The following is a 21070-nucleotide window of genomic DNA, read 5'->3' as shown; positions in this document are numbered from 1 at the left end:
GCAATCCGCAACCCCTAATGACATGCCAGAATCCAGCGGGATCACACAGCAGGTAGCCAGCGAATACCTCGATCATGACCCAGAGCTCGGCCAGGTTACGGCCGCCGCGACCCCCGTTGTGGTGCTCGTTGGCCCGCCGGGTGCGGGAAAGTCCACCATCGGACGCAGGCTTGCTCGCGCGTTGCATACCGAGGTCACCGACTCCGATGTCCTCATCGAGGAGGCAATGGGGAAGTCCTGCGGCGAGGTGTTTACAGAACTCGGGGAGCCTCGCTTCCGTGAGGTCGAGGCCGAGTATGTTGCCCAGGCACTGCAGACCTCCGGGGTGGTAAGCCTTGGTGGAGGGGCCGTGTTGACCGGATCCACGAGGGATCTGCTCAAGCATCACAATGTGGTCTGGATTGATGTCTCACCTGAAGAAGGTGCGCGTCGCACGGCCAACGAGTCGACGCGACCGGTGCTCGCTGCTGACGACCCAGCCGAGCATTACCGCCGCCTGATTGAGACACGCCGGCCGTTGTATCGGGAGGTGTCTCGCTTCCGTGCCCGCACCGATAGGCGAAGCCCGCAGAAGGTCGTTGCAGATATCTTGGGTTTTTTGGAAAGCTCGGACTAACGCTCGGCCATTCGGGCGCCCGCAAGCCAATATGAGGGTTGCCGGTAAGCAGCTTGAAGAAATCGATGATTGAATAAGGAGACGCCATGACCAATTCAGCTACTGCACCGAATGTAGTTCTTGCTCATCCTATCGAGGAGCGTGGCACTGCCCGAGTCGTTGCGGTTACCGGCGCCTCGCCCTATGAGGTAACGATCGACCATTCGTTGCAGCAAGGAATCGTCGATTTCGCCCGTGAGCGAGGCTTTCGCAATGTTGCGATTATCACCCAACCGACGGTGCGCGAATACGCCGATGCGCTCGCCCAAGCGCTGAGCGCCGCCGGGATTCGCCCATTGGTCCACGTCATCCCCGATGCGGAGTCCGGTAAGACGCTTTCGGTGTGCGGGCAGTTGTGGGATGCGTTGGGGGAGGCAAATTTCAGCCGCGGCGATGCGGTCATTGGCCTCGGCGGAGGAGCGGCAACGGATCTAGCGGGTTTCGTCGCAGCAGGCTGGATGCGAGGCATCGCCGTCATCCAGGCACCGACCACCTTGTTGGCGATGGTCGACGCAGCCGTCGGCGGAAAGACGGGCATTAATACCGCCGCCGGGAAAAACCTGGTTGGTGCCTTCCACGAACCAGCCGCGGTTTTCATCGACCTCGATTTCCTGGACACTCTCCCGCAGCAAGAGATCGTTGCCGGTAGCGCAGAGATAATTAAGACCGGGTTTATTGCCGATCCTGTGATCATTGATCGTTATGAGTCCGACCCGCAGGCATGCGTGCGTGCCGACGGCCACCTGCCCGAGCTTATTGCGCGCTCGGTGGCCGTCAAGGCTGGCGTCGTGAGCAAGGACTTGAAGGAGTCGAGCCTTCGAGAGATCCTCAACTACGGTCACACCTTCGGTCACGCGGTAGAGCTGCGGGAGAATTTCACCTGGCGCCACGGACATGCGGTAGCGGTAGGCATGATGTTTATCGCAACCCTGGCCCATGCTCGTGGTCTAATCGATCAGTCGCTGCTTGAGCGTCACCGTCAGATCCTTGATGCCGTGGGTTTGCCTACCTCCTATGAGTCTGGTCATGACGAAGAACTGATCGCCGGTATGCGTCGCGATAAGAAGAATAAGGGCGGGCACATCCGCTTTGTGGCACTTGATGGAATTGCTTCTACCTTGCGCCTCGAAGATGTGACGGATGCCGAAATCCGTGCGACCTACGCGCAGATCACGAGCGACAACGACGCTTCCACCTCGTTGCACTAGCGCAGGCCTAGTGAGAACTCGTGTTTATCCCCTGGATTTTCGAGCTCGTGCACAGCGGCTTCATTCCCGGTGAAAACCCCTAGTGAAAGGACTGAAAAAGTGACTGATTCTGCATCCCGCTCAGCACCCTCTACCGTGCTAGTTCTCAATGGCCCCAACCTCAATCGTTTGGGCAAGCGCCAGCCGGAGGTGTACGGGCACACCACTCTAGCCGACGTGGAAGCCTCCGTGCGTGACCTAGCCCGCGACCTCGGCGTGGACATTGAGTTCCGCCAATCCAACCATGAGGGGGATCTCATCGACTGGGCCCACGAGGCCGCTGATAACGATTGGGCTGTCATCATCAACCCAGGAGGGTTCACACACACCTCGGTTGCCCTGCGCGATGCGCTGGCGGAAGTTTCCGATGGTCGTGGCTTTGTGGAAGTACACATCTCCAACGTGCATGCACGCGAGACGTTTCGCCATCACAGCTACCTGTCACCCATCGCGAAGGGTGTTATCGCCGGCCTCGGCGTCAAAGGCTATGAGCTTGCGCTTCGTTACTTCGTTGAATCCTAGCCAGACACGGGAAACCGTCCTTGCCTGCAGCCCTGGCCGTCGATACACAAGGGAAGTGTACGACGAGCCGGCGCGCTCGATAAGGGGCAGCAGGCAGGACACCTGTCGCGACGAGCAGACGCACGTGGTACCGAACGGCCAGGGCACATCGCGGCTGTCAGTGCCTCGGCGGAGGCTAGGCTGGCAGCCTCATGAAGGGTCTGAATGAGATTGTGACCCACTTTTGCAGGTGTAGTGAGTAAGGTTGAAACAAAAGGCACCCTTTGCCTTCTACCTTGGCATAAGGAATGGACTCGCATGTGCGGGCCAGTAAGAATGAGGCTGCCTCGCATCTCTGCGAGGTTTTTCACGCTCATCGCGCGGGGATGGTTGAGGTGTGCAAGAAGATCGTACGAAAGGGCTTGATTAATGGCACTGTCTGATACTCGTTTCGCAAAGCGACGTCGCGCACTGGCATCGAAGTTGGCAGGGCAACGAGTTGATCAAATGTTGGTGACTCACCTGACCCACGTACGTTATCTTTCGGGCTTTTCCGGTTCGAATGGCTCGGTAATCCTGTCCAAGGACTTGACTGCAAAGGTTTCGACTGATGGCCGTTATCGAACTCAAATTGCGGAGGAAGTTCGCGACCTTGAATGCGTGGAGGCCCGAGATACCGCCGTGGCGCTTCTGAAGGAAGTTCAGGGACCACGACGGGTGGGCTTTGAGGCGGACTACGTCTCCCACAGCCAACTGGAGAAGCTGAAGGCAGCCGCCGGCGAAGACGTAACCCTCGTGCCGGTCAGTGGTGTGATTGAAGGCATTCGCTTATACAAGGATCCTCTCGAGCTGCAGCGCCTGCGCGAAGTCGCCGACCTTGCCAATTCTTCCTTTGCCGAATTGCTTGCCGACGGTGGCATTGCCCCCGGACGCAGGGAGTTCGAGGTGGCTGCCGACTTGGAGTACCGCATGCGAATGAAAGGTGCAGAGCGTCCGAGCTTCGACACGATCGTGGCCTCAGGTCCAAACTCCGCGAAGCCGCACCATGGTGCAGGCAATCGAGTCATCGAAGACGGCGACTTAGTCACCATCGATTTCGGTGCGCACCTTGCCGGGTTTAATTCGGATACCACGCGCACCGTTGTTGTCGGCCAAGCCAGCGATTTCGCCAAGGAAATTTACGGCATTGTCCTTGAAGCACAACTCGCGGGATGCGAGGCCGCCGTGCCCGGCGCCAACCTTGTCGATGTTGACTGTGCTTGCCGCGACATCATTGAAAAGGCGGGATACGGGGAATACTTCGTCCATTCCACCGGTCATGGTCTAGGCCTTGACGTCCACGAAGCGCCCTATGCAGCGGTCACCGGTTCGAACCAATTGGCCGAAAATATGACGCTGACCATCGAACCTGGCATCTACGTGCCCGGCAAGGGCGGAGTGCGCATCGAGGATTCTTTGATCATCACGTCGGGTACGCCAGAAAACCTCACCAAGCTGGACAAAGACCTCCTTATCCTAGATTAAATACAACAAAGCAGATTCAGGCTCGTCCTTGAGCCTGGAGGGCATGGACACGGTGCAGTGCGGGGACTCCCGTACAACGTTGTAAGTCGGACGCGCTGCCTGTGCCCTTTGTACACGGCGTGGTGTTGAGTACACTACGTGTTTGAGGGTGAGCTTTGACTCCTCGGTGCCAATCTGCGTGTAGGTTGCGTGCATGAGGGAGGGGAGTTTGCTAGCATGAGTAGGCTAAACTACGCAGGTCATATGAGGCCGAGGTACAAGTGGAGCCCGTGTCCTGTGTTGGCCACAAGTGGCCTTGATTGGCATTGAAGTAATTTGACAACCTAAAAGGAAGTTTCGCGCGTGGCAACTACCGCTGATTTCAAGAACGGTCTTGTGCTCAAGATCGACAACAAGCTGCAGCAGATCATCGAATTCCAGCACGTTAAGCCAGGCAAGGGCCCGGCCTTCGTGCGCACCAAGCTCAAGGACGTTGTCAGCGGAAAGGTCACTGATAAGACCTTCAACGCTGGTGTGAAGGTGGAGACCGCCACCGTCGATCGCCGCGACATGACCTACTTGTACAACGACGGAACTTCTTACGTCGTCATGGATGAGAAGACTTTCGAGCAGATCGAGCTGGCCCCGCAGATCATCGGTGATGCCGCACGTTTCCTGCTGGAGAACACCACTGTCCAGGTTTCCTTCTATGAGGGCGAGCCTTTGTTTGCCGAGCTTCCGATCTCCCTCGACCTCAAGGTCGAGCACACCGATCCGGGTCTGCAGGGTGACCGTTCCACTGGTGGCACCAAGCCGGCCACCCTGGAGACTGGCGCTGAGATCCAAGTTCCACTGTTCATTGAGACCGGCAACGTGGTGAAGGTCGACACCCGCGACGGTTCTTACCTGTCCCGAGTGAACAACTAACGTGAGCGAAGGTAAGAAGTCGGGCAGTTCTGCGCGCGATTTCAAGCGTCACGGTACCCGGTACAAGGCACGGCGCCGTGCGGCGGACATCCTTTTCGAGGCTGAGATCAGAGACATCGACCCGGTTGCGATCTTGAGCGATCGCATCACCTTGTCCCGCGATATCGCCAATGCGGTGGCGCCCGTCAATCCTTACACCAAGGTCGTTGTTGAGGGCGTGGCACAAGAGCTCGACCGCATCGACTCCATCATCGCCGCTTACCTCAGCGAGGACTGGGAGCTCGACCGCATTGCCGCCGTCGATCGCGCAATCTTGCGAGTGGCGGTATGGGAGCTGTTGTACAACGAGGAGGTTCCCGTTGCCACCGCAGTGGTCGAGGCTGTCGAGATTGCGTCGCAATACTCAGGGGATGCTGCACCTGCTTACATTCACGGTGTGCTCGATTCCATGGCCAAGGGCATCGATTCCTTGCGCGAGGATTCCGTGGTCACACCGTTGGAGGATGATGTCACTTCCGACGCTTCTGCTGATGACGAGGCCACCGCTCCATCGGATCTGATCACCCCAGACGACCTCGATGATTCTGCTGAATCAGATGATGAGGATGACGACATTCAATAGACCTCACTAACTACCTGGGCCTATTTTGGTACTCACTGGGAAAGGTAACCTTCAAGCTTGCTTGTCGGTTACCTTTTTCATGTATAGGTGTCCGCGTGCATTGATGCGCAGCCGGGAAAGTCTCAGAGGCTTTCTAGAATATTGCGCACTCTTCGCGAAAGAGAGTCATAGGTAATTTCTGTCTATGACATCGTCGCTCACACCGCTGCACTAGGCTTTTAAGGTATGGCTGATTTTGATGTTGCCGACGCTCGCGCGCTTGCTGTCGGCCCAGGTTTTTCGCTTTCCAAAGTTGACCCAACGGCCACCCCTGGGCTGAAAGGTGGCAAGAAGAAGCTCGTCGAGGAGTTCAACGAGATCGATGACCGCCTTCTTGAGCTGCAGGAAATGCTCTACGCTCAGCGGCGTGCCGGAAAAGAGGTTGGCAATATCCTGCTCGGGCTGCAGGGGATGGATACCTCCGGCAAGGGCGGCATCATTAAACACACCGTGGCAGTCTTGGATCCGCAGGGTGTCAAGCTTGCCTCCTTCGGACCTCCCACCGATGAGGAAAAAGCGCACCATTTCCTGTGGCGCATTCACAAGCAATTGCCAGGTCCAGGCATCGTGGGGGTGTTTGACCGATCCCACTACGAGGACGTGCTCATCCACCGGGTAGAAGGCTGGGCCGATGAGGCCACCTTGAGCCAGAGAATGGAAGACATTCGCGAGTTTGAGCAGCAATTGGTGGCAGCCGGAACCACGATCATCAAGGTCATGCTGCACATCTCGAAGGACTTCCAAAAGCAGAATCTGCTTGAACGCCTTGACGATCCGACGAAGCACTGGAAGTACAACCCCAAGGATCTTGATGCGCGCGCAAAGTGGGATCTGTATCAAAACGCCTACGATATCGCGCTGAGGGAAACCTCCACTGCCGATGCCCCTTGGTATTGCATCCCCAGCGAGAACAAGCCTTATGCGCGCATGGTGGTCAAGTACCTCTTGCTGGGTGCCCTAGAGGACATGAATCTGAGCTGGCCCTCCGCCGACTTCGACGTGGAGGAACAAAAAGCAAAGCTCAAAGCGATGGATGAGGGGTAACCCGAGCTAGAGAAAGATCGAAGCCCGGGTCGGATATATCATCCGAGTTTGTATACCAAGAAATTAGACTAGCCTTGTTAAAAATGGTCGAAAGGCCCTGTCCCATGGTGTGAATATTCCCAGAGGTTCACCTTATGCCTTGGGGTTGGGCCGTTTCCTCTTATCAGTCGGCCTTGATCGTCGCGTGAATCTTGCCGAAGGCTTCTTGCAGCCCCAGCACGGTATCGACGCTGTGCTTGAGGACGTTGGTGAGCTGGATATCACTAAGCCCTGCTGCACTCATGGTCTCGGCCTCAGCGCGGATCGTCAGCGTTTGGGTCTTGTCCATGATGCATACCTTTGCAAACTCCGACTGCGCATTGAGTTGGTTTGCGGCCAAGAAATAGCTAGGTTCCAAGTCCAGTGACGGCGAAGAAGTAGCGACATCTCCGCGTACGAGGAGAACTGAGGGCATAGCGGCGAAGAGCATGGCGATGCCATTGATATTGGCAAAACCCACCGGGCGCTGATCGGAGTTGCTGGTATCCAACTCAATGCCGAGGTCTTTCATGGCTTTGACCACTCGGTCCAATGTGACCTTATTAAACTGCTGCGGCTGCTCCGCGGAAGAGGCGGCTTCGGCTGAATTCTTTCGGGGAGAGACGTTTTCTGAAGAATGATCGGTGGGGCTAGTCATGGGATGTGGAACTCCTCAACATAGATGGGGAAGTGTATGTACAGATTGTGTGGGAAGGCGCACCAGACACAAGAATGGCAAGACGACGAGAAGCCATGCTGCCTTGGGCTCGATCACGCGAAAGAAGTGAAGCGCTCTAGCGGCTGCAGCGAAGCCCCAAGAATGGTGCCAATTGTTGCGCCATTGCATTTACTCCCAGGTCACGGATTCGGGCAGGGCGGATTCGAAATAGTTCCACAGGCCTACGAATGAGTCGATGCTGGACACGACGAAGGCCCCCAGTTGATTCGTGCTCACCTCGCCTACTGAATGCAGGCTTCGGCGCGCGCCGAAGGCGATCTCCCCCGATTCGGATTCAAGCATGAAGGCAACAGGGTTGATTTGGTGCAGGTTCCACTCGTTGACCATTGCCAGACCCCGGGCGGCATCCTCGGCGCTCAACCGCCCGCGCCAGGTTGCCTGTGCGGTTGTGCCTGCACTGCCCGGAACAAAGACGATGGACTGATTGATAAACCCGGTGCGAGCCACGGTGATATCGGCTTCCTTTTCCTCAACGAGGAATTCCAGGCCTTCGCCGTGAAGAATCTCTCCGATTCTTTCGGCGGTGACGACTGCAAAGTCTTGGTCGAACTCGGGATTGGGGGAGGAGTTAGTCATCAATGGCTCCTTGGGGTCGCGTGCATTCTTCTGTGCTTGTACAAAGCCTACTGGATGTAATAGAAGCCTCGCGTTTTGCTCTCCTTAAGAGCACTGCCTGTGCGTTAGTCGAGTTTCCCTCTCGCGGCGTGGCACGGGGCTTGCTTCACGACCATTGAAAAACGAACGATTGACGCTCGGCATTGCGTTTGATTCCGGTATCCGCCCTTTCTTGCCGTGATTTTTTCAAGCCCCGTGCCCAGGCGGCTCTGCCAAGTCATCCCTATGCGTCGAAGAGCTTCTCCGTGCCCAACTCGTGGGACAACGCAGAGGTGAGGTCGGGGTAGCGGAAGCTAAACCCGAGGGTATCGAGCACCTCGGGCATCACGCGAGGCGAGCCCAACGCCAACGGCTGCTGACCGCGGGTACCAGGAAGCGCCCGTGGTCGCAGGTTGGGCAAAGGCAATCGCACTGCGCGCCGCAGCTGCGTGCGCAGGGACTTGGCAAGCTCCCCGGTTCGAATATGGTGCGGGGAGACGGCATTAATGGGACCGCTCATTGCGGGATGGAAAACCGCGGTGACGAAGACATCGGTGAGATCGTCCTGCGAAATCCAAGACAGCCACGAATCCGATTGGGCGATCGATGATCCCAACCCCGCCGAGACAAGTGTTCGAACAACGGGCAAAATTCCGCCCGCCCCGTTGAGTACTTCGCCGGTGCGCAGGAAGACGACGCGAGCGCCGGCTGCTTCGGCAGTGCTAAAGCTCTTCTCCCATTCCGCCACGATGGCGGCGGCGCGCCCGGCGCCAGCAGCAGCGGATTCCGTCAGGAGCTCCTCCCGGTCATGCCCGTAGGCGGCGATGGCGCTGGATGCGATGACGGTACGACAACGAGGGGAATCGGCAACTGCCTGCGAAAGGACCTTTGTGCAATCGATCAGGGCTTTGGCCTGGGATTGAATTTTCTCGGAAGCCTTTGAATCCTGTTTGGTCTTGGCGATGGTTGACGGGCTTGCGAAGCGGTCTTCGCCTTCGGCATGGATGAGCACGTCTACGTCGGCAAGCATGTATCGCGACGGTGCCGCAGGGTTCCACCACCGCTGGTGGGACTTGAGCGTCTTTGGTTGCTTCACATTGAAGATGCCGACCTTTGCGGGGCGTTGGTTGCCCTTTTCCTCGTGTGATTGCACGGCGGTTGGATCCGTACTGGGAATCAGTGCGATGACCTTGTGGCCCAGCGTGCTCAGCTGTGCTGAAAGTGCCCGCCCGGTGTTGCTTCGGGCGCCCGTGATGGCGATGGTGAGGGGCTTGTGCGCGCCTGAAGAAAGCGTCGGAACCGCATCGAATTGAGCGTTGAGCCTTTGCGCAAATCGAAAATCGGCGATCAGCTGCTGTTGACGATAAGCAAATAATGGCTCGATGGTGGCGGCCGGCAACCGAGAGAATACCTCGTCGGTGACCAACGTGTATGCCTGATCCGAATTCCCGCCGAGGAACGCCGGATCGGCGAGAGGCCCGAGTTTTTCTCGCTCCTTGGTCGATGGGGTGTGCTCGGCGAAACCGTGAACGTGGCGCCAATTGGCCAAAGCCTTGATGGGGGAGGCTACACACACCTCGGTAAAGCGGTAACCCTTGACATAGCCGGACAGGTCGTGGCGTGTCTCCCAGCGCAGCCCCGCGGGCATAGAAAACACAGTGGTTCCATCAGCCAAGCTCTCGGCCTCGCGTCGCGGTACCATTGGCAAGAATGGCGGCGTGAGGCGTGCGATCGCACCAGGTTGGGTATGCCACTGCCACACCTGCTCGCGAGAGGCGGGCACGATGTGGGAGGTTTCCAGGCTCATAGCGCGTCCTTCCGAAGGTGGTGCGGAAATGCTCAGCGATTCCTCTGCAGTCCAGCTCCGAGGTCGAAGTCCCTCCACGCGAGCCGTGGGTTCTAGGACTGAAGCACTCCTGCTTTCGAAAAATGCAGAGGTTTGGGTGCAAGTGTAGCCGTAGTGGCACAGTTCCCCTGCCTAAGACAGTTAGGTTTGAGAAGAAAAACATAGCACTCTCGAACAAGCAGTGGTCACAAGTAGTGTTCATGCAGCCGCGGCGCGACAAGGGACCGCGTTGCTCGGGATTCTCACGCCGAGACGATTTCGGAGCTGGCATGGTGATTGCTTGGCGACGCTCCCAGCGCCGCCCGTTGTCCCGGTCGAATGTGTCCGCCAGGTAGGCGTCGGCAAGCAAAAAAAGTCGGCGCCGGTGGATCCAGGATGGCAGAGCGGACCACGGGAAGAAGGGGAAGGCAAGAAAGTCAAGGGGCTGGGGATCCTGTTTCCTGCGGAGAAAGGCAAGGTCTATGACTCAATGACTGGGAATGACTGCGAATTGGCGGGAAAATGGGAATGAGCGGGAATGGCTGGGAATCAAAAATTAAGGCGCTTGGTAGGCCGTCAATATTGGAAAAGCAATGAGATGAAACCAGGGGCGGTATTAGCGGGAAAACTATGAAATCGGGAGGCAGGGAAGTTAGGTAATGACCGAGCAGTGCTGGTTTAGCATGGTGGGGAAAGGAATGTGGCACCCGCGCATCGTTGTTAAGTCCGCAGTAATTCACACAAAGGCGCAGCCGCGCACGGTTGGCCTCGCCCGTGAAGGGCCGAGTAAGGGAACCAGTCGGTGATTGGCGGCCACCGAACCACCCCGACGCGGGTGTAGGCATCTGCATTCCGGGCATTTGTTGTTCTCACAGTGCCCCAAAGGCTGATAAGCTAGGCGACTAAGGTGAGTTCGTCTTCCAATGCCCAACCGCTCGATGACTAAAGTCTTGTGCTTGCACGACTTTTTATTACAACGTGGCGTGGAGCGGACGCGCTTTGAAAAATTTGGTTTAGAACAGCAATTTCGTGTTCATTCCTCCCTTTCGGGGAGGGGTCGACATCCTTTAACGGACCGCACAGAGAGGCGGGGAAGGAGGTCACGATGAGCGATAACAGCGTCGAGTCCGTCGAACTGCTAAGCAGCGACGACGTCTCACGTACCGTTGCACGCATCGCGCACCAGATTATTGAAAAGACGGCCCTCGATTCCGGTGACGCATCCCGCGTTGTCCTTCTAGGAATTCCCTCGGGTGGGGTTCCACTGGCCGCAGACCTAGCCGCAAAGATCGCCGAGTTCACGGGCGTTGAAGTCCCGACCGGCTCGATCGACATCACCTTGTACCGCGATGATCTTCGCGGAAAGCCCCATCGCGCTCTCCAGCCGACCACCATTCCGCAGGGCGGCATCGACCAAGCAACCGTCATTCTGGTAGATGACGTGCTGTATTCCGGTCGCACCATCCGTGCAGCCCTCGACGCGCTGCGTGACATCGGTCGCCCCGAGCAAATTCAGCTCGCCGTCCTCGTCGATCGTGGGCATCGGCAACTGCCCATCCGCGCCGACTATGTGGGCAAGAATATCCCAACAGCACGCACTGAAGACGTAACCGTGCTTAACAAGGCCATCGACGGCCGCGACGCAGTACTGCTCATGAAGAAGGGGGAGTGAGAGTACCGTGAAGCACCTACTCTCCATCGCCGATCTGTCCAAAGATGAAATCCTCGAGCTCATGGACGAAGCGGATCGTTTCCGCGAGGCCATCGAAGGTCGCGAACTCAAGAAGCTGCCGACCCTGCGGGGACGCACGATCTTCACGCTTTTCTATGAGAACTCCACACGCACGCGCTCCTCGTTCGAGACCGCCGGTAAGTGGATGAGTGCGGACGTCATCAATATCTCCGCTTCTTCCTCTTCGGTGAAGAAGGGCGAGTCTCTCAAGGACACCGGCTTGACGCTCACCGCCATCGGTGCTGACGCCATCATCATTCGACACCCGTCTTCGGGCGCGGCCCAGCAGCTAGCCGAATGGGTCGCCCCCGGCGGCGAGGGACCTTCCGTGATCAACGCTGGCGATGGCGCGCATCAGCATCCGACTCAGGCACTGCTGGATGCTGTAACCATGCGCCAGCGCATTGGCAATGTGGGAGGCAAGAAGGTCGTCATCGTCGGTGACTGCCTGCACTCACGAGTCGTGCGCTCCAACGTGGACCTCCTGTCCAAGCTGGGCGCCGAGATCGTGCTCGTTGGACCTCCGACGCTGCTGCCCGCAGGCGTGGAAAACTGGCCGGTGAGCTACTCCTACGACATGGATGCAGAGATCTACGACGCCGACGTGGTCATGATGCTGCGTGTCCAGCAAGAGCGCATGCATGGCGGTTTCTTCCCCACGCATCGCGAATATGCCGCTCTCTACGGCATGTCCGCCGAACGAGAATCCAAGCTCAAAGATTCCGCCATCGTCATGCACCCAGGCCCCATGCTGCGAGGTATGGAAATCAACTTCCAAGTTGCCGATGCCCCGCGCACCGCCGTGCTGCAGCAGGTTCACAACGGTGTATTCACCCGTATGGCCGTGCTGTTTAGCCTCATCGCATCTACCGACACCCCAGGCTTCTAGCCCGGAATTCAAGAACTGGACTAGGAAGGAAACGGATCACACCGATGTCCAACAACGAAACTAACTACCCAGCCACCGGACACTTAGCGCCAGTAGAGTCAGGTTCCCTCCTCATCACCAACGTTCGTCCCTATGGAGAGGGAGATCCAATCAACGTGCTGGTGACTGACGGTGTTATCACCGAGATTGGCACCGAGGTCTTAGAAGCCGACCGCTACGTCGACGGACAAGGAGGAGTGCTACTTCCGGGACTGGTGGACATGCACGTTCACCTGCGCGAGCCTGGTCGGGAAGACACAGAAACGATCGCCACGGGTTCGGCTGCTGCGGCCAAGGGCGGATTTACCGCTGTGTTTACGATGGCAAACACGCAGCCGGTCATGGACCAGCCGATCATCGCTGAGTCCGTCTGGCACAAGGGGCAAGACATCAACCTCTGCGATGTGCACCCTGTCGGATCCATCACCAAGGGCTTGGAGGGCAAGCAAATTACGGAGCTGGGCATGATGGCCCGTTCAGAGGCGAAGGTTCGCATGTTCTCCGATGATGGAAAATGCGTGGACAATCCCCTAATTATGCGCCGGGCTATTGAATACGCTCGCGGTTTGGATGTGTTGCTGGCACAGCATTGCGAGGATCCACGCTTGACCGAGGGCGCCTCCGCCCACGAAGGCGAGGTTGCTGCTCGGCTCGGTCTGCGCGGCTGGCCACGCGTGGCCGAAGAGTCCATCGTTGCCCGCGATGCCATTTTGGCCCGCGACTATGGCAGCCGCATGCACATTTGCCACGCCTCGACCGAGGGCACCGTGGAGCTGCTCAAGTGGGCCAAGCAGCACGATATCCCGATGACCGCCGAGGTCACTCCGCACCACTTGCTGCTGACCGACGAGCGCCTCGAGACCTATGACGGCATGTATCGCGTCAATCCACCCCTGCGTGAGCAGCGCGACACGATCGCCCTGCGTGACGCGTTGCTCGACGGCACCATCGACTGTGTTGCCACCGATCACGCCCCGCATGGCTCCGAAGACAAGTGCTGCGAGTTTGAGCACGCCCGCCCAGGCATGATCGGGCTGGAGACCTCGCTGGCGATCATCGCCGACATCTTCGTCAAGCCGGGTCTTGCCGATTGGCGATTCGTTGCAAAGGTGATGAGCGAGTGCCCTGCGCAGATCGTGCGCCTGCCTGGCCACGGCCGCCCCATCGAGGTGGGGGAGCCAGCAAACTTGACCGTGGTTAAGGAGGGTGAGAGCTGGGTCGTCAGTGGCCAGGAGATGGCCTCGAAGGCAAACAACACGCCCTACGAAGGTATGGAGTTTGACACTAAGGTCGTGGCCACCGTGCTTCGGGGCCGTGTGACCTGTGAGAACGGCCAGCCCGCAAGCCCGCGCGTGTAGTGCCGTGATGGGGCAGCGACTGTGGATTCTACAGCCGCCCCCTTCGGCAATATAATAAGACAACAAAATAATATGCACTCGCTCATGTGGGCGCAGAGCAAGAAACTCTTTCAAGAGATTCGATCCACAAAGATCAGCAGAAAGGCGACGCAGTGACGTCCAAACCCCGTTCGGAAGCTGTCCTCGTATTGGCAGACGGCCGCGTGTTCCGCGGAGAAAGCTTTGGTGCCACCGGCACCACCCTGGGTGAGGCAGTGTTCACCACCGCCATGACGGGTTACCAGGAGACCTTGACCGACCCTTCTTATCACCGTCAGATCGTCGTGGCCACCGCCCCGCAGATCGGCAACACCGGGTGGAATGATGAGGACGGCGAGTCCCACGGCGACAAGATCTGGGTGGCGGGCCTTGTGATCCGCGACCTGTCCCACCGCGTGTCCAACTGGCGCGCCAAGCGCAGCCTCGAAGATGAGATGATTGCCCAGGGCATCGTCGGAATCTCCGGCGTTGACACTCGCGCCATCGTGCGCCACCTGCGCAACTTCGGCTCCATCGCCGCAGGCGTCTTCTCCGGCGAGGATGCGAATAAGCCCGATGCGGAGCTCCTTGAAATCGTGAAGTCCCAGCCGTCTATGGCCGGATCCGATCTTGCTATCGAAGTCTCCACCGACGACACCTACGTCGTGGAACCGGTTGGCGAGGCAACCTTCACCGTGGTCGCCTACGACATGGGTATCAAGACGAACACCCCGCGCAACTTTGCCGCCCGCGGCATCAAGACCGTGGTCGTTCCCGCTAATACGCCTTACGAAAAGATCCAGTCCTTCAACCCGGATGGCGTGTTCATCTCCAACGGTCCTGGCGACCCGGCCACCGCTGATGTGATGGTGGGCATCGTTCGCGAGATCCTTGCCGCGAAGCTGCCATTGTTCGGCATCTGCTTCGGCAACCAAATCTTGGGTCGCGCGCTCGGGCTGGAAACCTACAAGATGAAGTTCGGCCACCGCGGCATCAACGTGCCGGTGCTTAACCATGTGACGGGCAAGATCGACATCACCGCCCAGAATCACGGATTCGCCCTCAAGGGTGAGGCTGGCAAGGAATTCGAGACCCCGTTTGGCACCGCCCAGGTCACCCACACCTGCCTCAACGACGGAACAGTCGAGGGTGTGGCCTTGAAGAATGGTTTGGCCTACTCGGTGCAATATCACCCGGAGGCCGCCGCCGGCCCGCACGATGCCAACCCACTGTTCGACCAGTTCATTGAACTCATGCAGTCCGTCAAGGCTGCGAACAAGTAAGACCAGGAGCTAGAAGAAACTTATGCCAAAGCGCACTGACATCAACCACGTCCTGGTTATCGGTTCCGGTCCCATCGTGATCGGCCAGGCATGCGAGTTCGACTATTCCGGTACCCAGGCCTGCCGGGTGCTCAAGGAGGAGGGGCTGCGAGTCACCCTCATCAACTCCAACCCGGCGACCATTATGACCGACCCGGAGTTCGCCGACCACACCTATGTGGAGCCGATCCAGCCGGAATACATTGAAAAGATCTTCGAAAAGGAGATCGAGCAGGGCCACCCGATCGACGCCGTTCTGGCTACCCTCGGTGGCCAGACCGCTTTGAACGCAGCGATCCAGCTCGACCGCCGGGGCTCGCTGAAGAAGTATGGCGTGGAGCTGATCGGCGCCGACATCGAGGCCATCGAGCGTGGCGAGGATCGCCAGAAGTTCAAGGACATCGTGGCCAAGATCGGCGGCGAGTCCGCCCGCTCCCGCGTGTGCCACAACATGGACGAGGTACACGAGACCGTGGCCGAGCTCGGCCTGCCCGTCGTCGTTCGCCCCTCGTTTACCATGGGCGGCCTGGGCTCTGGTCTTGCCTTCAATGAAGAGGATCTCGATCGCATCGCCGGCGGCGGCCTGGCCGCTTCGCCGGAGGCTAACGTGCTCATCGAGGAGTCCATCCTCGGCTGGAAGGAATACGAGCTCGAGCTCATGCGCGACGGCGCCGACAACGTGGTGGTCATCTGTTCGATCGAAAACGTTGACGCCCTCGGCGTGCACACCGGTGACTCCGTGACCGTTGCCCCAGCGCTGACGCTGACCGACCGCGAGTACCAAAAGATGCGCGATCAGGGCATCGCCATCATCCGTGAGGTGGGCGTGGACACCGGCGGGTGTAACATTCAGTTCGCCGTCAACCCCAATGACGGCCGTCTGATCACCATCGAGATGAACCCACGCGTGTCCCGCTCCTCGGCACTCGCGTCCAAGGCTACCGGCTTCCCGATCGCAAAGATCGCCGCCAAGCTGGCCATCGGCTACACCCTCGACGAGATCACCAACGACATCACCGGCGTGACTCCGGCGGCCTTCGAGCCGACCTTGGACTACGTCGTGGTCAAGGCTCCACGCTTTGCATTCGAGAAGTTCGTCGGCGCCGACGACACCTTGACCACCACGATGAAGTCCGTGGGCGAGGCAATGAGCTTGGGCCGCAACTACATCGGTGCGCTCAACAAGGTCCTGCGCTCCCTAGAGAACAAGCAGGCTGGCTTCTGGACCGTACCGGATGAGTCCTTCGCAGGCGAGCGCGCCCATGACGTCGACGCCGTGCTCAAGGACCTCGTCCGCCCAACCGAAGGTCGCATGTACGACGCTGAGCTGGCGCTGCGCCTGGGAGCCACCGTGGAGCAGGTCCACGAGGCTTCCGGCATTGACCCGTGGTTCCTGGAGGAGCTTCAGGCACTCGTCGATTTCCGCGCCGAGCTTGTCGATGCCAAGGTGCTCGACGAAAAGCTGCTGCGCCGCGCGAAGTTCTTTGGTTTGTCCGACCGGCAGATCGCCGCCCTGCGCCCGGAGTTTGCGGGTGAGGATGGCGTGCGTCGCCTGCGCTGGTCGCTGGGCATCCGCCCGGTGTTTAAGACCGTGGACACCTGTGCCGCCGAGTTCGAGGCCACCACCCCGTACCACTATTCAGCCTATGAGCTTGACCCCGCGGCCGAGTCCGAGGTTCGTCCGCAGACCGAGAAGGACAAGATCATCATCTTGGGCTCCGGCCCGAACCGCATCGGTCAGGGCATCGAGTTCGACTACTCCTGCGTCCACGCAGCCCTCGAGCTGTCCCGCGTCGGCTATGAGACGGTCATGGTCAACTGCAACCCGGAGACCGTCTCTACTGACTACGACACCGCAGATCGCCTCTACTTCGAGCCGCTGACCTTCGAGGACGTCATGGAGGTCTACCACGCTGAGTCCCAGTCCGGCACCGTGGCTGGCGTGATCGTTCAGCTCGGCGGCCAGACCCCGCTGGGTCTTGCCGAGAAGCTGCGCGATGCCGGTGTTCCGGTCATCGGCACCACCCCGGAGGCCATCAACCTGGCCGAGGACCGTGGCGAGTTCGGTGAGGTGCTCCACAAGGCGGGGCTTCCCGCGCCTGATTTCGGCACCGCCACCACCTTTGAGGAGGCAAAGGCCGTGGCCAAGGGCATCGGCTACCCGGTGCTGGTGCGCCCGTCCTACGTTCTGGGCGGTCGTGGCATGGAAATCGTCTACGACGAGGCCTCGCTGGCGGACTACATTGAGCGTGCTACCGAGATCACCTCGGACCACCCGGTGCTCGTCGACCGCTTCCTTGACTCGGCAATCGAGATTGACGTCGACGCCTTGTGCGATGGGGAAGAGGTCTATCTGGCGGGCGTGATGGAGCACATCGAGGAGGCCGGCATTCACTCTGGCGACTCCGCGTGTGCGCTGCCGCCAATGACGCTTGGCCCAGAGGACATCGAAAACGTCCGTCGTTCGACTCAGGCTCTGGCCCACGGAATCGGTGTGAAGGGCCTCATGAACGTCCAGTACGCCCTCAAGGACGATATTCTCTACGTCATCGAGGCGAATCCGCGTGCCTCCCGCACCGTGCCTTTCGTCTCGAAGGCCACCGGCGTGCATCTTGCCAAGGCAGCTGCTCGCATCATGACCGGTTCCACCATCGCGCAGCTGCGCGAGGAGGGTCTGATTCCTTCCGACTACGACGGTGGCTCCCTGCCGCTGGATGCGCCGATCGCGGTCAAGGAGGCAGTGTTGCCGTTCAACCGCTTCCGTCGCCCGGACGGCAGCATGATGGATACCCTGCTCAGCCCCGAGATGAAGTCCACCGGTGAGGTCATGGGCCTGGCTGACAACTTCGGCGCCGCCTACGGCAAGGCCGAGCTGGGTGCGTTCGGCCCGCTGCCTACCGAGGGAACCGTCTTCGTTTCCGTGGCTAACCGCGACAAACGCACGCTCATCTTCCCGATCCAGCGCCTGGCATCCATGGGCTTCCGGATCCTTGCCACCTCCGGCACGGCCGCGATGCTGCGCCGTAACGGCGTCACCTGTGAAACCGTGGCCAAGCAGAGCGAGACCCGCGCTGGTACCGAAAGCGGCAAGCGCTCCATCGTGGATCTCATCAACGCCGGTGAGGTTGACCTGATCTTAAACACCCCAGCCGGTTCGGCGGGCGCCCGCCATGATGGCTATGAGATTCGCGCAGCCGCAGTCAATGTGGGTGTCTCCTTGGTCACCACCGTGCAAGGTGTTACCGCTGCGGTGCAAGGCATCGAAGCTCTGCGCCAGGGTGAGATCAACGTCCGCGCCTTGCAGGAGCTGGATCACTCCGCTTAAAGGCATGAGTCCAACGGCTGTCGCGAGTACTCGCGACAGCCGTTTCAGCACAAGGGCCCCGACGTTTCACGATCGTGGGGTCAGGCCGCAATGATCATCCATAGTGAGGCGCTGGAAGTGCGTTGAGATTGCTTTCCGACGTCGACTACGCGCCGCATCGTTTAGGCATGTATCCCTAGCTGGTTGGCGTCGAAAAGCACCGAGCCCGTACGACGAACGAACTGGTTCTGCCGTGCAGCCTATTAAAGAAATGTCACATTATTAAAGGCGGACTCGTATTCTGAGTGCGCCGGGAAGGCAAAAATTTATGGAGACTTTCGGTGATCGCCTCGTTAAGGCAGGTAAAAAGCATGGCCGGCTGTGCGTTGGAATCGACCCGCACGCAGGACTTTTGGAGGCATGGGGCCTTAGCCATGATGCGCGCGGGCTGGCGGAGTTCACTCGCATTTGCGTAGAAGCATTCAAAGGAAAGGTGGCTTTGGTCAAGCCGCAGGTGGCGTTTTATGAGGCCTATGGCTCCGCCGGCTTTGCCATCCTCGAAGACGCCCTGGCGGAGCTTCGCTCCGCCGGCACCTTGACTGTGGCCGATGCCAAACGAGGCGACATCGGCTCGACGATGGCCGGTTATGCCCAGGCCTGGCTGGATCCCGCATCCCCGCTGGCAGCGGATTCGGTTACCGTATCGCCATATCTGGGATACGGTTCTTTGACCCCGGTGCTGGAGCTTGCGATGAAGAACAATCGCGGTGTGTTTGTTCTCGCTGCGACGTCGAATCCTGAAGCCCGCGCGCTTCAAGATCAGGTCGATGCGCAGGGACGTTCCATTTCGCAGCAAATCGTCGATGCCGTGGCACAGTCCAATGCACAAAACAAACTCGATGGCGGGCACTATGGCAATGTCGGCGTCGTGGTTGGCGCCACTCTTGCCACACCGCCGCAGCTGTCCGCGCTCAATGGTCCCATTTTGCTGCCCGGCGTGGGTGCGCAGGGGGCAACCGCCGCGGACGTAGCTCGACTGACCCGGGGAGTCGAAGAACTCGGATTCCCCAACATTTCGCGGGCTATTTTGAAGCAAGGCCCGAGCGTCACGGCGCTCAGCGAAGCTGTCGAACTAGCAGGTCAGGAATTCAAATAAAGACCCGATACGCCCTCTGAAAAGCAGCTTCGAGGATGTAATAAGCCCTGGTTAATAACTTGCCCACCCGGATGACTTTGTCGTCACCGGGTGGGTTTTCCCAAACCTCGCTTCCTGGGGAGGAAACCGCAGCAATGAACGTTGCCACGATGGGGTGTGGGCACATGGGAGGGGCGTGATTCTTAAGAACCTGGTTTAATTACCACGGTGTTATTCGAATCTAAAACCGCAGGTCGTTGTTGAGGGTGCGACCTGCGGGTTTGGATAATTTATGCCCCTTTACCTAGACTTTTGTCAATCAGTGGTACACTAGGCGGAAATCGCTCATACATGGCCTGGATTTCAATAGATTTTTAGGTTGGCGTCTTCGTTGCCCTTATCGTTGTTATTGTCCATTGCCTTGAATCGGTGGTGCAACGTGAGGTGGCGGCAGTGCCAGCTTAAAAGCGGAAACGGAATACCTAGCAGTTGCGGAATCCTGATCCTTGATTGGATGAGACAAGCGCACATCGTCTTGGAGCTGTCTGTTTTGACGCAGGTGTGTATGGTTGATTCTCGGCGTGTAACACGTCAAACCCGTAATTAATAAGAACTTTGAATCGGAGGAACCCCGTGGCCCTTCCCCAGTTGACTGATGAGCAGCGTAAGGAAGCCCTTGCTAAGGCTGCCGAGGCCCGCAAGGCACGTGCAGAGCTGAAGGAGCAGCTCAAGCGCGGCGAAATCACCCTCAAGGAGGTGCTTGGCAAGGCTTCCACCGACGAGATCATCGGCAAGACCAAGGTCTCCGCGCTGCTCGAGTCCCTTCCTAAGGTTGGCAAGGTTAAGGCCAAGGAGATCATGGAGGAGCTGGAGATCGCTCAGACCCGTCGTCTGCGCGGTCTGGGTGACCGTCAGCGTCGCGCTCTGCTCGAGCGTTTCGGCTTCTCGGAGGATTAATCAGTGTCGGGCGATAACCAAAACGGCAGGCTGGTAGTTCTGGCTGGGCCTTCTGCTGTGGGAAAATCCACCGTGGTTAGTCGCCTCCGCGAAGAGGTACCCAATCTATACTTCAGCGTCTCGATGACAACTCGGGCCCCGCGCCCGGGTGAAGTAGACGGACGGGATTATTTCTTCGTGACTCCGGAAGAGTTCCAGAGAAAGATCGATCGTGGAGAAATGCTCGAATGGGCAGATATTCACGGTGGGTTGCAACGATCCGGCACCCCTGCCGCGCCCGTTGAGGACGCCATAATGGAGGGGCGCCCGGTGCTCGTAGAGGTCGACTTGGAAGGTGCGCGCAATGTCGCGGCACTAAAGCCAGAGGCCGCAACTGTTTTTCTGGCCCCACCGTCATGGGAGGTGCTCGTGGAGCGCCTCACCGGCCGTGGAACGGAACCCGAGGACGTCATCGAGCGGCGTCTTGAAACTGCTCGACACGAACTCGCCGCACAGGATGAGTTCACCTATGTGGTTGTCAACGACAACGTTGATGATACGGTCGCGGCTATCCGTGACATCCTGCTTGGGCGCTAAAATCCCTTCCGGGAACCATGCTTCCC

At 58.9% G+C, this 21070-nt stretch carries 18 protein-coding genes; 15 read left to right on the top strand and 3 right to left on the bottom strand.

What is annotated here, in order from left to right; genetic code table 11:
• Positions 1 to 22 precede the first annotated feature (22 nt).
• The 7 genes from PAB09_RS07540 (at position 23) to PAB09_RS07510 (ending at position 6538) form a co-directional block, all read left to right on the top strand.
• Entirely contained in the window at positions 23 to 616 is a 594-nt protein-coding gene (locus PAB09_RS07540) for a shikimate kinase (RefSeq protein ID WP_442873747.1), read from the top strand.
• A gap of 86 nt (positions 617 to 702) precedes the next feature.
• Positions 703 to 1863: a 3-dehydroquinate synthase gene (aroB, locus tag PAB09_RS07535; RefSeq protein WP_271033093.1), complete on the top strand. Its 1161-nt coding sequence runs from the start codon at positions 703 to 705 to the stop codon at positions 1861 to 1863.
• A gap of 135 nt (positions 1864 to 1998) precedes the next feature.
• Positions 1999 to 2424, top strand: a complete 426-nt coding sequence (gene aroQ, locus PAB09_RS07530; RefSeq protein WP_271035328.1) for a type II 3-dehydroquinate dehydratase — start codon at positions 1999 to 2001, stop codon at positions 2422 to 2424.
• A gap of 408 nt (positions 2425 to 2832) precedes the next feature.
• Positions 2833 to 3927, top strand: coding sequence for an aminopeptidase P family protein (locus tag PAB09_RS07525; RefSeq protein WP_271033092.1), 1095 nt, complete (start codon positions 2833 to 2835; stop codon positions 3925 to 3927).
• A 342-nt stretch (positions 3928 to 4269) separates the two neighbouring features.
• Complete coding sequence (gene efp, locus PAB09_RS07520; protein ID WP_271033091.1) at positions 4270 to 4833, top strand: elongation factor P; 564 nt, start codon at positions 4270 to 4272, stop codon at positions 4831 to 4833.
• Position 4834: 1 nt separating this feature from the next.
• Positions 4835 to 5455, top strand: coding sequence for a transcription antitermination factor NusB (gene nusB / locus PAB09_RS07515; protein ID WP_271033090.1), 621 nt, complete (start codon positions 4835 to 4837; stop codon positions 5453 to 5455).
• 225 nt (positions 5456 to 5680) lie between these two features.
• A complete protein-coding gene (locus PAB09_RS07510; protein WP_271033089.1) occupies positions 5681 to 6538 on the top strand; it encodes a PPK2 family polyphosphate kinase in 858 nt (285 codons plus the stop codon).
• Positions 6539 to 6701: 163 nt separating this feature from the next.
• On the opposite strand, the gene PAB09_RS07505 is transcribed toward PAB09_RS07510, so the two are convergent.
• The 3 genes from PAB09_RS07505 to PAB09_RS07495 all read right to left on the bottom strand — a co-directional run bounded on the left by PAB09_RS07505 (position 6702) and on the right by PAB09_RS07495 (position 9696).
• Positions 6702 to 7214 (bottom strand): hypothetical protein, encoded by a 513-nt coding sequence (locus PAB09_RS07505; RefSeq protein WP_271033088.1) that lies wholly within the window; start codon positions 7212 to 7214, stop codon positions 6702 to 6704.
• 189 nt (positions 7215 to 7403) lie between these two features.
• Positions 7404 to 7871, bottom strand: coding sequence for a YbjN domain-containing protein (locus tag PAB09_RS07500; RefSeq protein ID WP_271033087.1), 468 nt, complete (start codon positions 7869 to 7871; stop codon positions 7404 to 7406).
• Between the two features lie 262 nt (positions 7872 to 8133).
• Entirely contained in the window at positions 8134 to 9696 is a 1563-nt protein-coding gene (locus PAB09_RS07495; RefSeq protein ID WP_271033086.1) for a DUF1731 domain-containing protein, read from the bottom strand.
• Positions 9697 to 10819: 1123 nt separating this feature from the next.
• On the opposite strand from PAB09_RS07495, the gene pyrR reads away from it, so the two are divergent.
• From pyrR to gmk, 8 genes are all read left to right on the top strand, one after another.
• Complete coding sequence (gene pyrR / locus PAB09_RS07490; protein WP_271033085.1) at positions 10820 to 11386, top strand: bifunctional pyr operon transcriptional regulator/uracil phosphoribosyltransferase PyrR; 567 nt, start codon at positions 10820 to 10822, stop codon at positions 11384 to 11386.
• A gap of 7 nt (positions 11387 to 11393) precedes the next feature.
• Positions 11394 to 12335, top strand: a complete 942-nt coding sequence (locus PAB09_RS07485; protein WP_271033084.1) for an aspartate carbamoyltransferase catalytic subunit — start codon at positions 11394 to 11396, stop codon at positions 12333 to 12335.
• A 44-nt stretch (positions 12336 to 12379) separates the two neighbouring features.
• Positions 12380 to 13732 (top strand): dihydroorotase, encoded by a 1353-nt coding sequence (locus PAB09_RS07480; RefSeq protein WP_271033083.1) that lies wholly within the window; start codon positions 12380 to 12382, stop codon positions 13730 to 13732.
• A 152-nt stretch (positions 13733 to 13884) separates the two neighbouring features.
• Positions 13885 to 15033, top strand: coding sequence for a glutamine-hydrolyzing carbamoyl-phosphate synthase small subunit (carA, locus tag PAB09_RS07475; RefSeq protein ID WP_271033082.1), 1149 nt, complete (start codon positions 13885 to 13887; stop codon positions 15031 to 15033).
• A 22-nt stretch (positions 15034 to 15055) separates the two neighbouring features.
• Positions 15056 to 18397, top strand: a complete 3342-nt coding sequence (carB, locus tag PAB09_RS07470) for a carbamoyl-phosphate synthase large subunit (RefSeq protein ID WP_271033081.1) — start codon at positions 15056 to 15058, stop codon at positions 18395 to 18397.
• A 307-nt stretch (positions 18398 to 18704) separates the two neighbouring features.
• Positions 18705 to 19532, top strand: a complete 828-nt coding sequence (pyrF, locus tag PAB09_RS07465; RefSeq protein WP_271033080.1) for an orotidine-5'-phosphate decarboxylase — start codon at positions 18705 to 18707, stop codon at positions 19530 to 19532.
• A 612-nt stretch (positions 19533 to 20144) separates the two neighbouring features.
• Positions 20145 to 20468, top strand: a complete 324-nt coding sequence (gene mihF / locus PAB09_RS07460; protein ID WP_271033079.1) for an integration host factor, actinobacterial type — start codon at positions 20145 to 20147, stop codon at positions 20466 to 20468.
• Between the two features lie 3 nt (positions 20469 to 20471).
• Positions 20472 to 21044 carry a guanylate kinase gene (gene gmk, locus PAB09_RS07455; protein ID WP_271033078.1) on the top strand — a complete coding sequence of 191 codons (573 nt, stop codon included), beginning with the start codon at positions 20472 to 20474 and terminating at the stop codon, positions 21042 to 21044.
• The last annotated feature ends 26 nt before the right edge of the window (positions 21045 to 21070 follow it).

This window comes from Corynebacterium sp. SCR221107, from assembly GCF_027886475.1.
GTDB lineage: Bacteria > Actinomycetota > Actinomycetes > Mycobacteriales > Mycobacteriaceae > Corynebacterium.
The sequence above is the reverse complement of the archived record's forward strand: the minus strand, read 5'-3'. Positions and strand labels throughout refer to the sequence as shown.

Excerpts from the sequence above, each read along its gene's own strand:
- PAB09_RS07540 (WP_442873747.1), top strand. The coding sequence starts at position 23 with ATGCCAGAATCCAGCGGGATCACACAGCAGGTAGCCAGCGAATACCTC.
- aroB (WP_271033093.1), top strand. The coding sequence starts at position 703 with ATGACCAATTCAGCTACTGCACCGAATGTAGTTCTTGCTCATCCTATC.
- PAB09_RS07525 (WP_271033092.1), top strand. The coding sequence starts at position 2,833 with ATGGCACTGTCTGATACTCGTTTCGCAAAGCGACGTCGCGCACTGGCA.
- PAB09_RS07510 (WP_271033089.1), top strand. The coding sequence starts at position 5,681 with ATGGCTGATTTTGATGTTGCCGACGCTCGCGCGCTTGCTGTCGGCCCA.
- PAB09_RS07505 (WP_271033088.1), bottom strand. The coding sequence starts at position 7,214 with ATGACTAGCCCCACCGATCATTCTTCAGAAAACGTCTCTCCCCGAAAG.
- PAB09_RS07500 (WP_271033087.1), bottom strand. The coding sequence starts at position 7,871 with ATGACTAACTCCTCCCCCAATCCCGAGTTCGACCAAGACTTTGCAGTC.
- PAB09_RS07495 (WP_271033086.1), bottom strand. The coding sequence starts at position 9,696 with ATGAGCCTGGAAACCTCCCACATCGTGCCCGCCTCTCGCGAGCAGGTG.
- pyrR (WP_271033085.1), top strand. The coding sequence starts at position 10,820 with ATGAGCGATAACAGCGTCGAGTCCGTCGAACTGCTAAGCAGCGACGAC.
- PAB09_RS07480 (WP_271033083.1), top strand. The coding sequence starts at position 12,380 with ATGTCCAACAACGAAACTAACTACCCAGCCACCGGACACTTAGCGCCA.
- carB (WP_271033081.1), top strand. The coding sequence starts at position 15,056 with ATGCCAAAGCGCACTGACATCAACCACGTCCTGGTTATCGGTTCCGGT.
- pyrF (WP_271033080.1), top strand. The coding sequence starts at position 18,705 with ATGGAGACTTTCGGTGATCGCCTCGTTAAGGCAGGTAAAAAGCATGGC.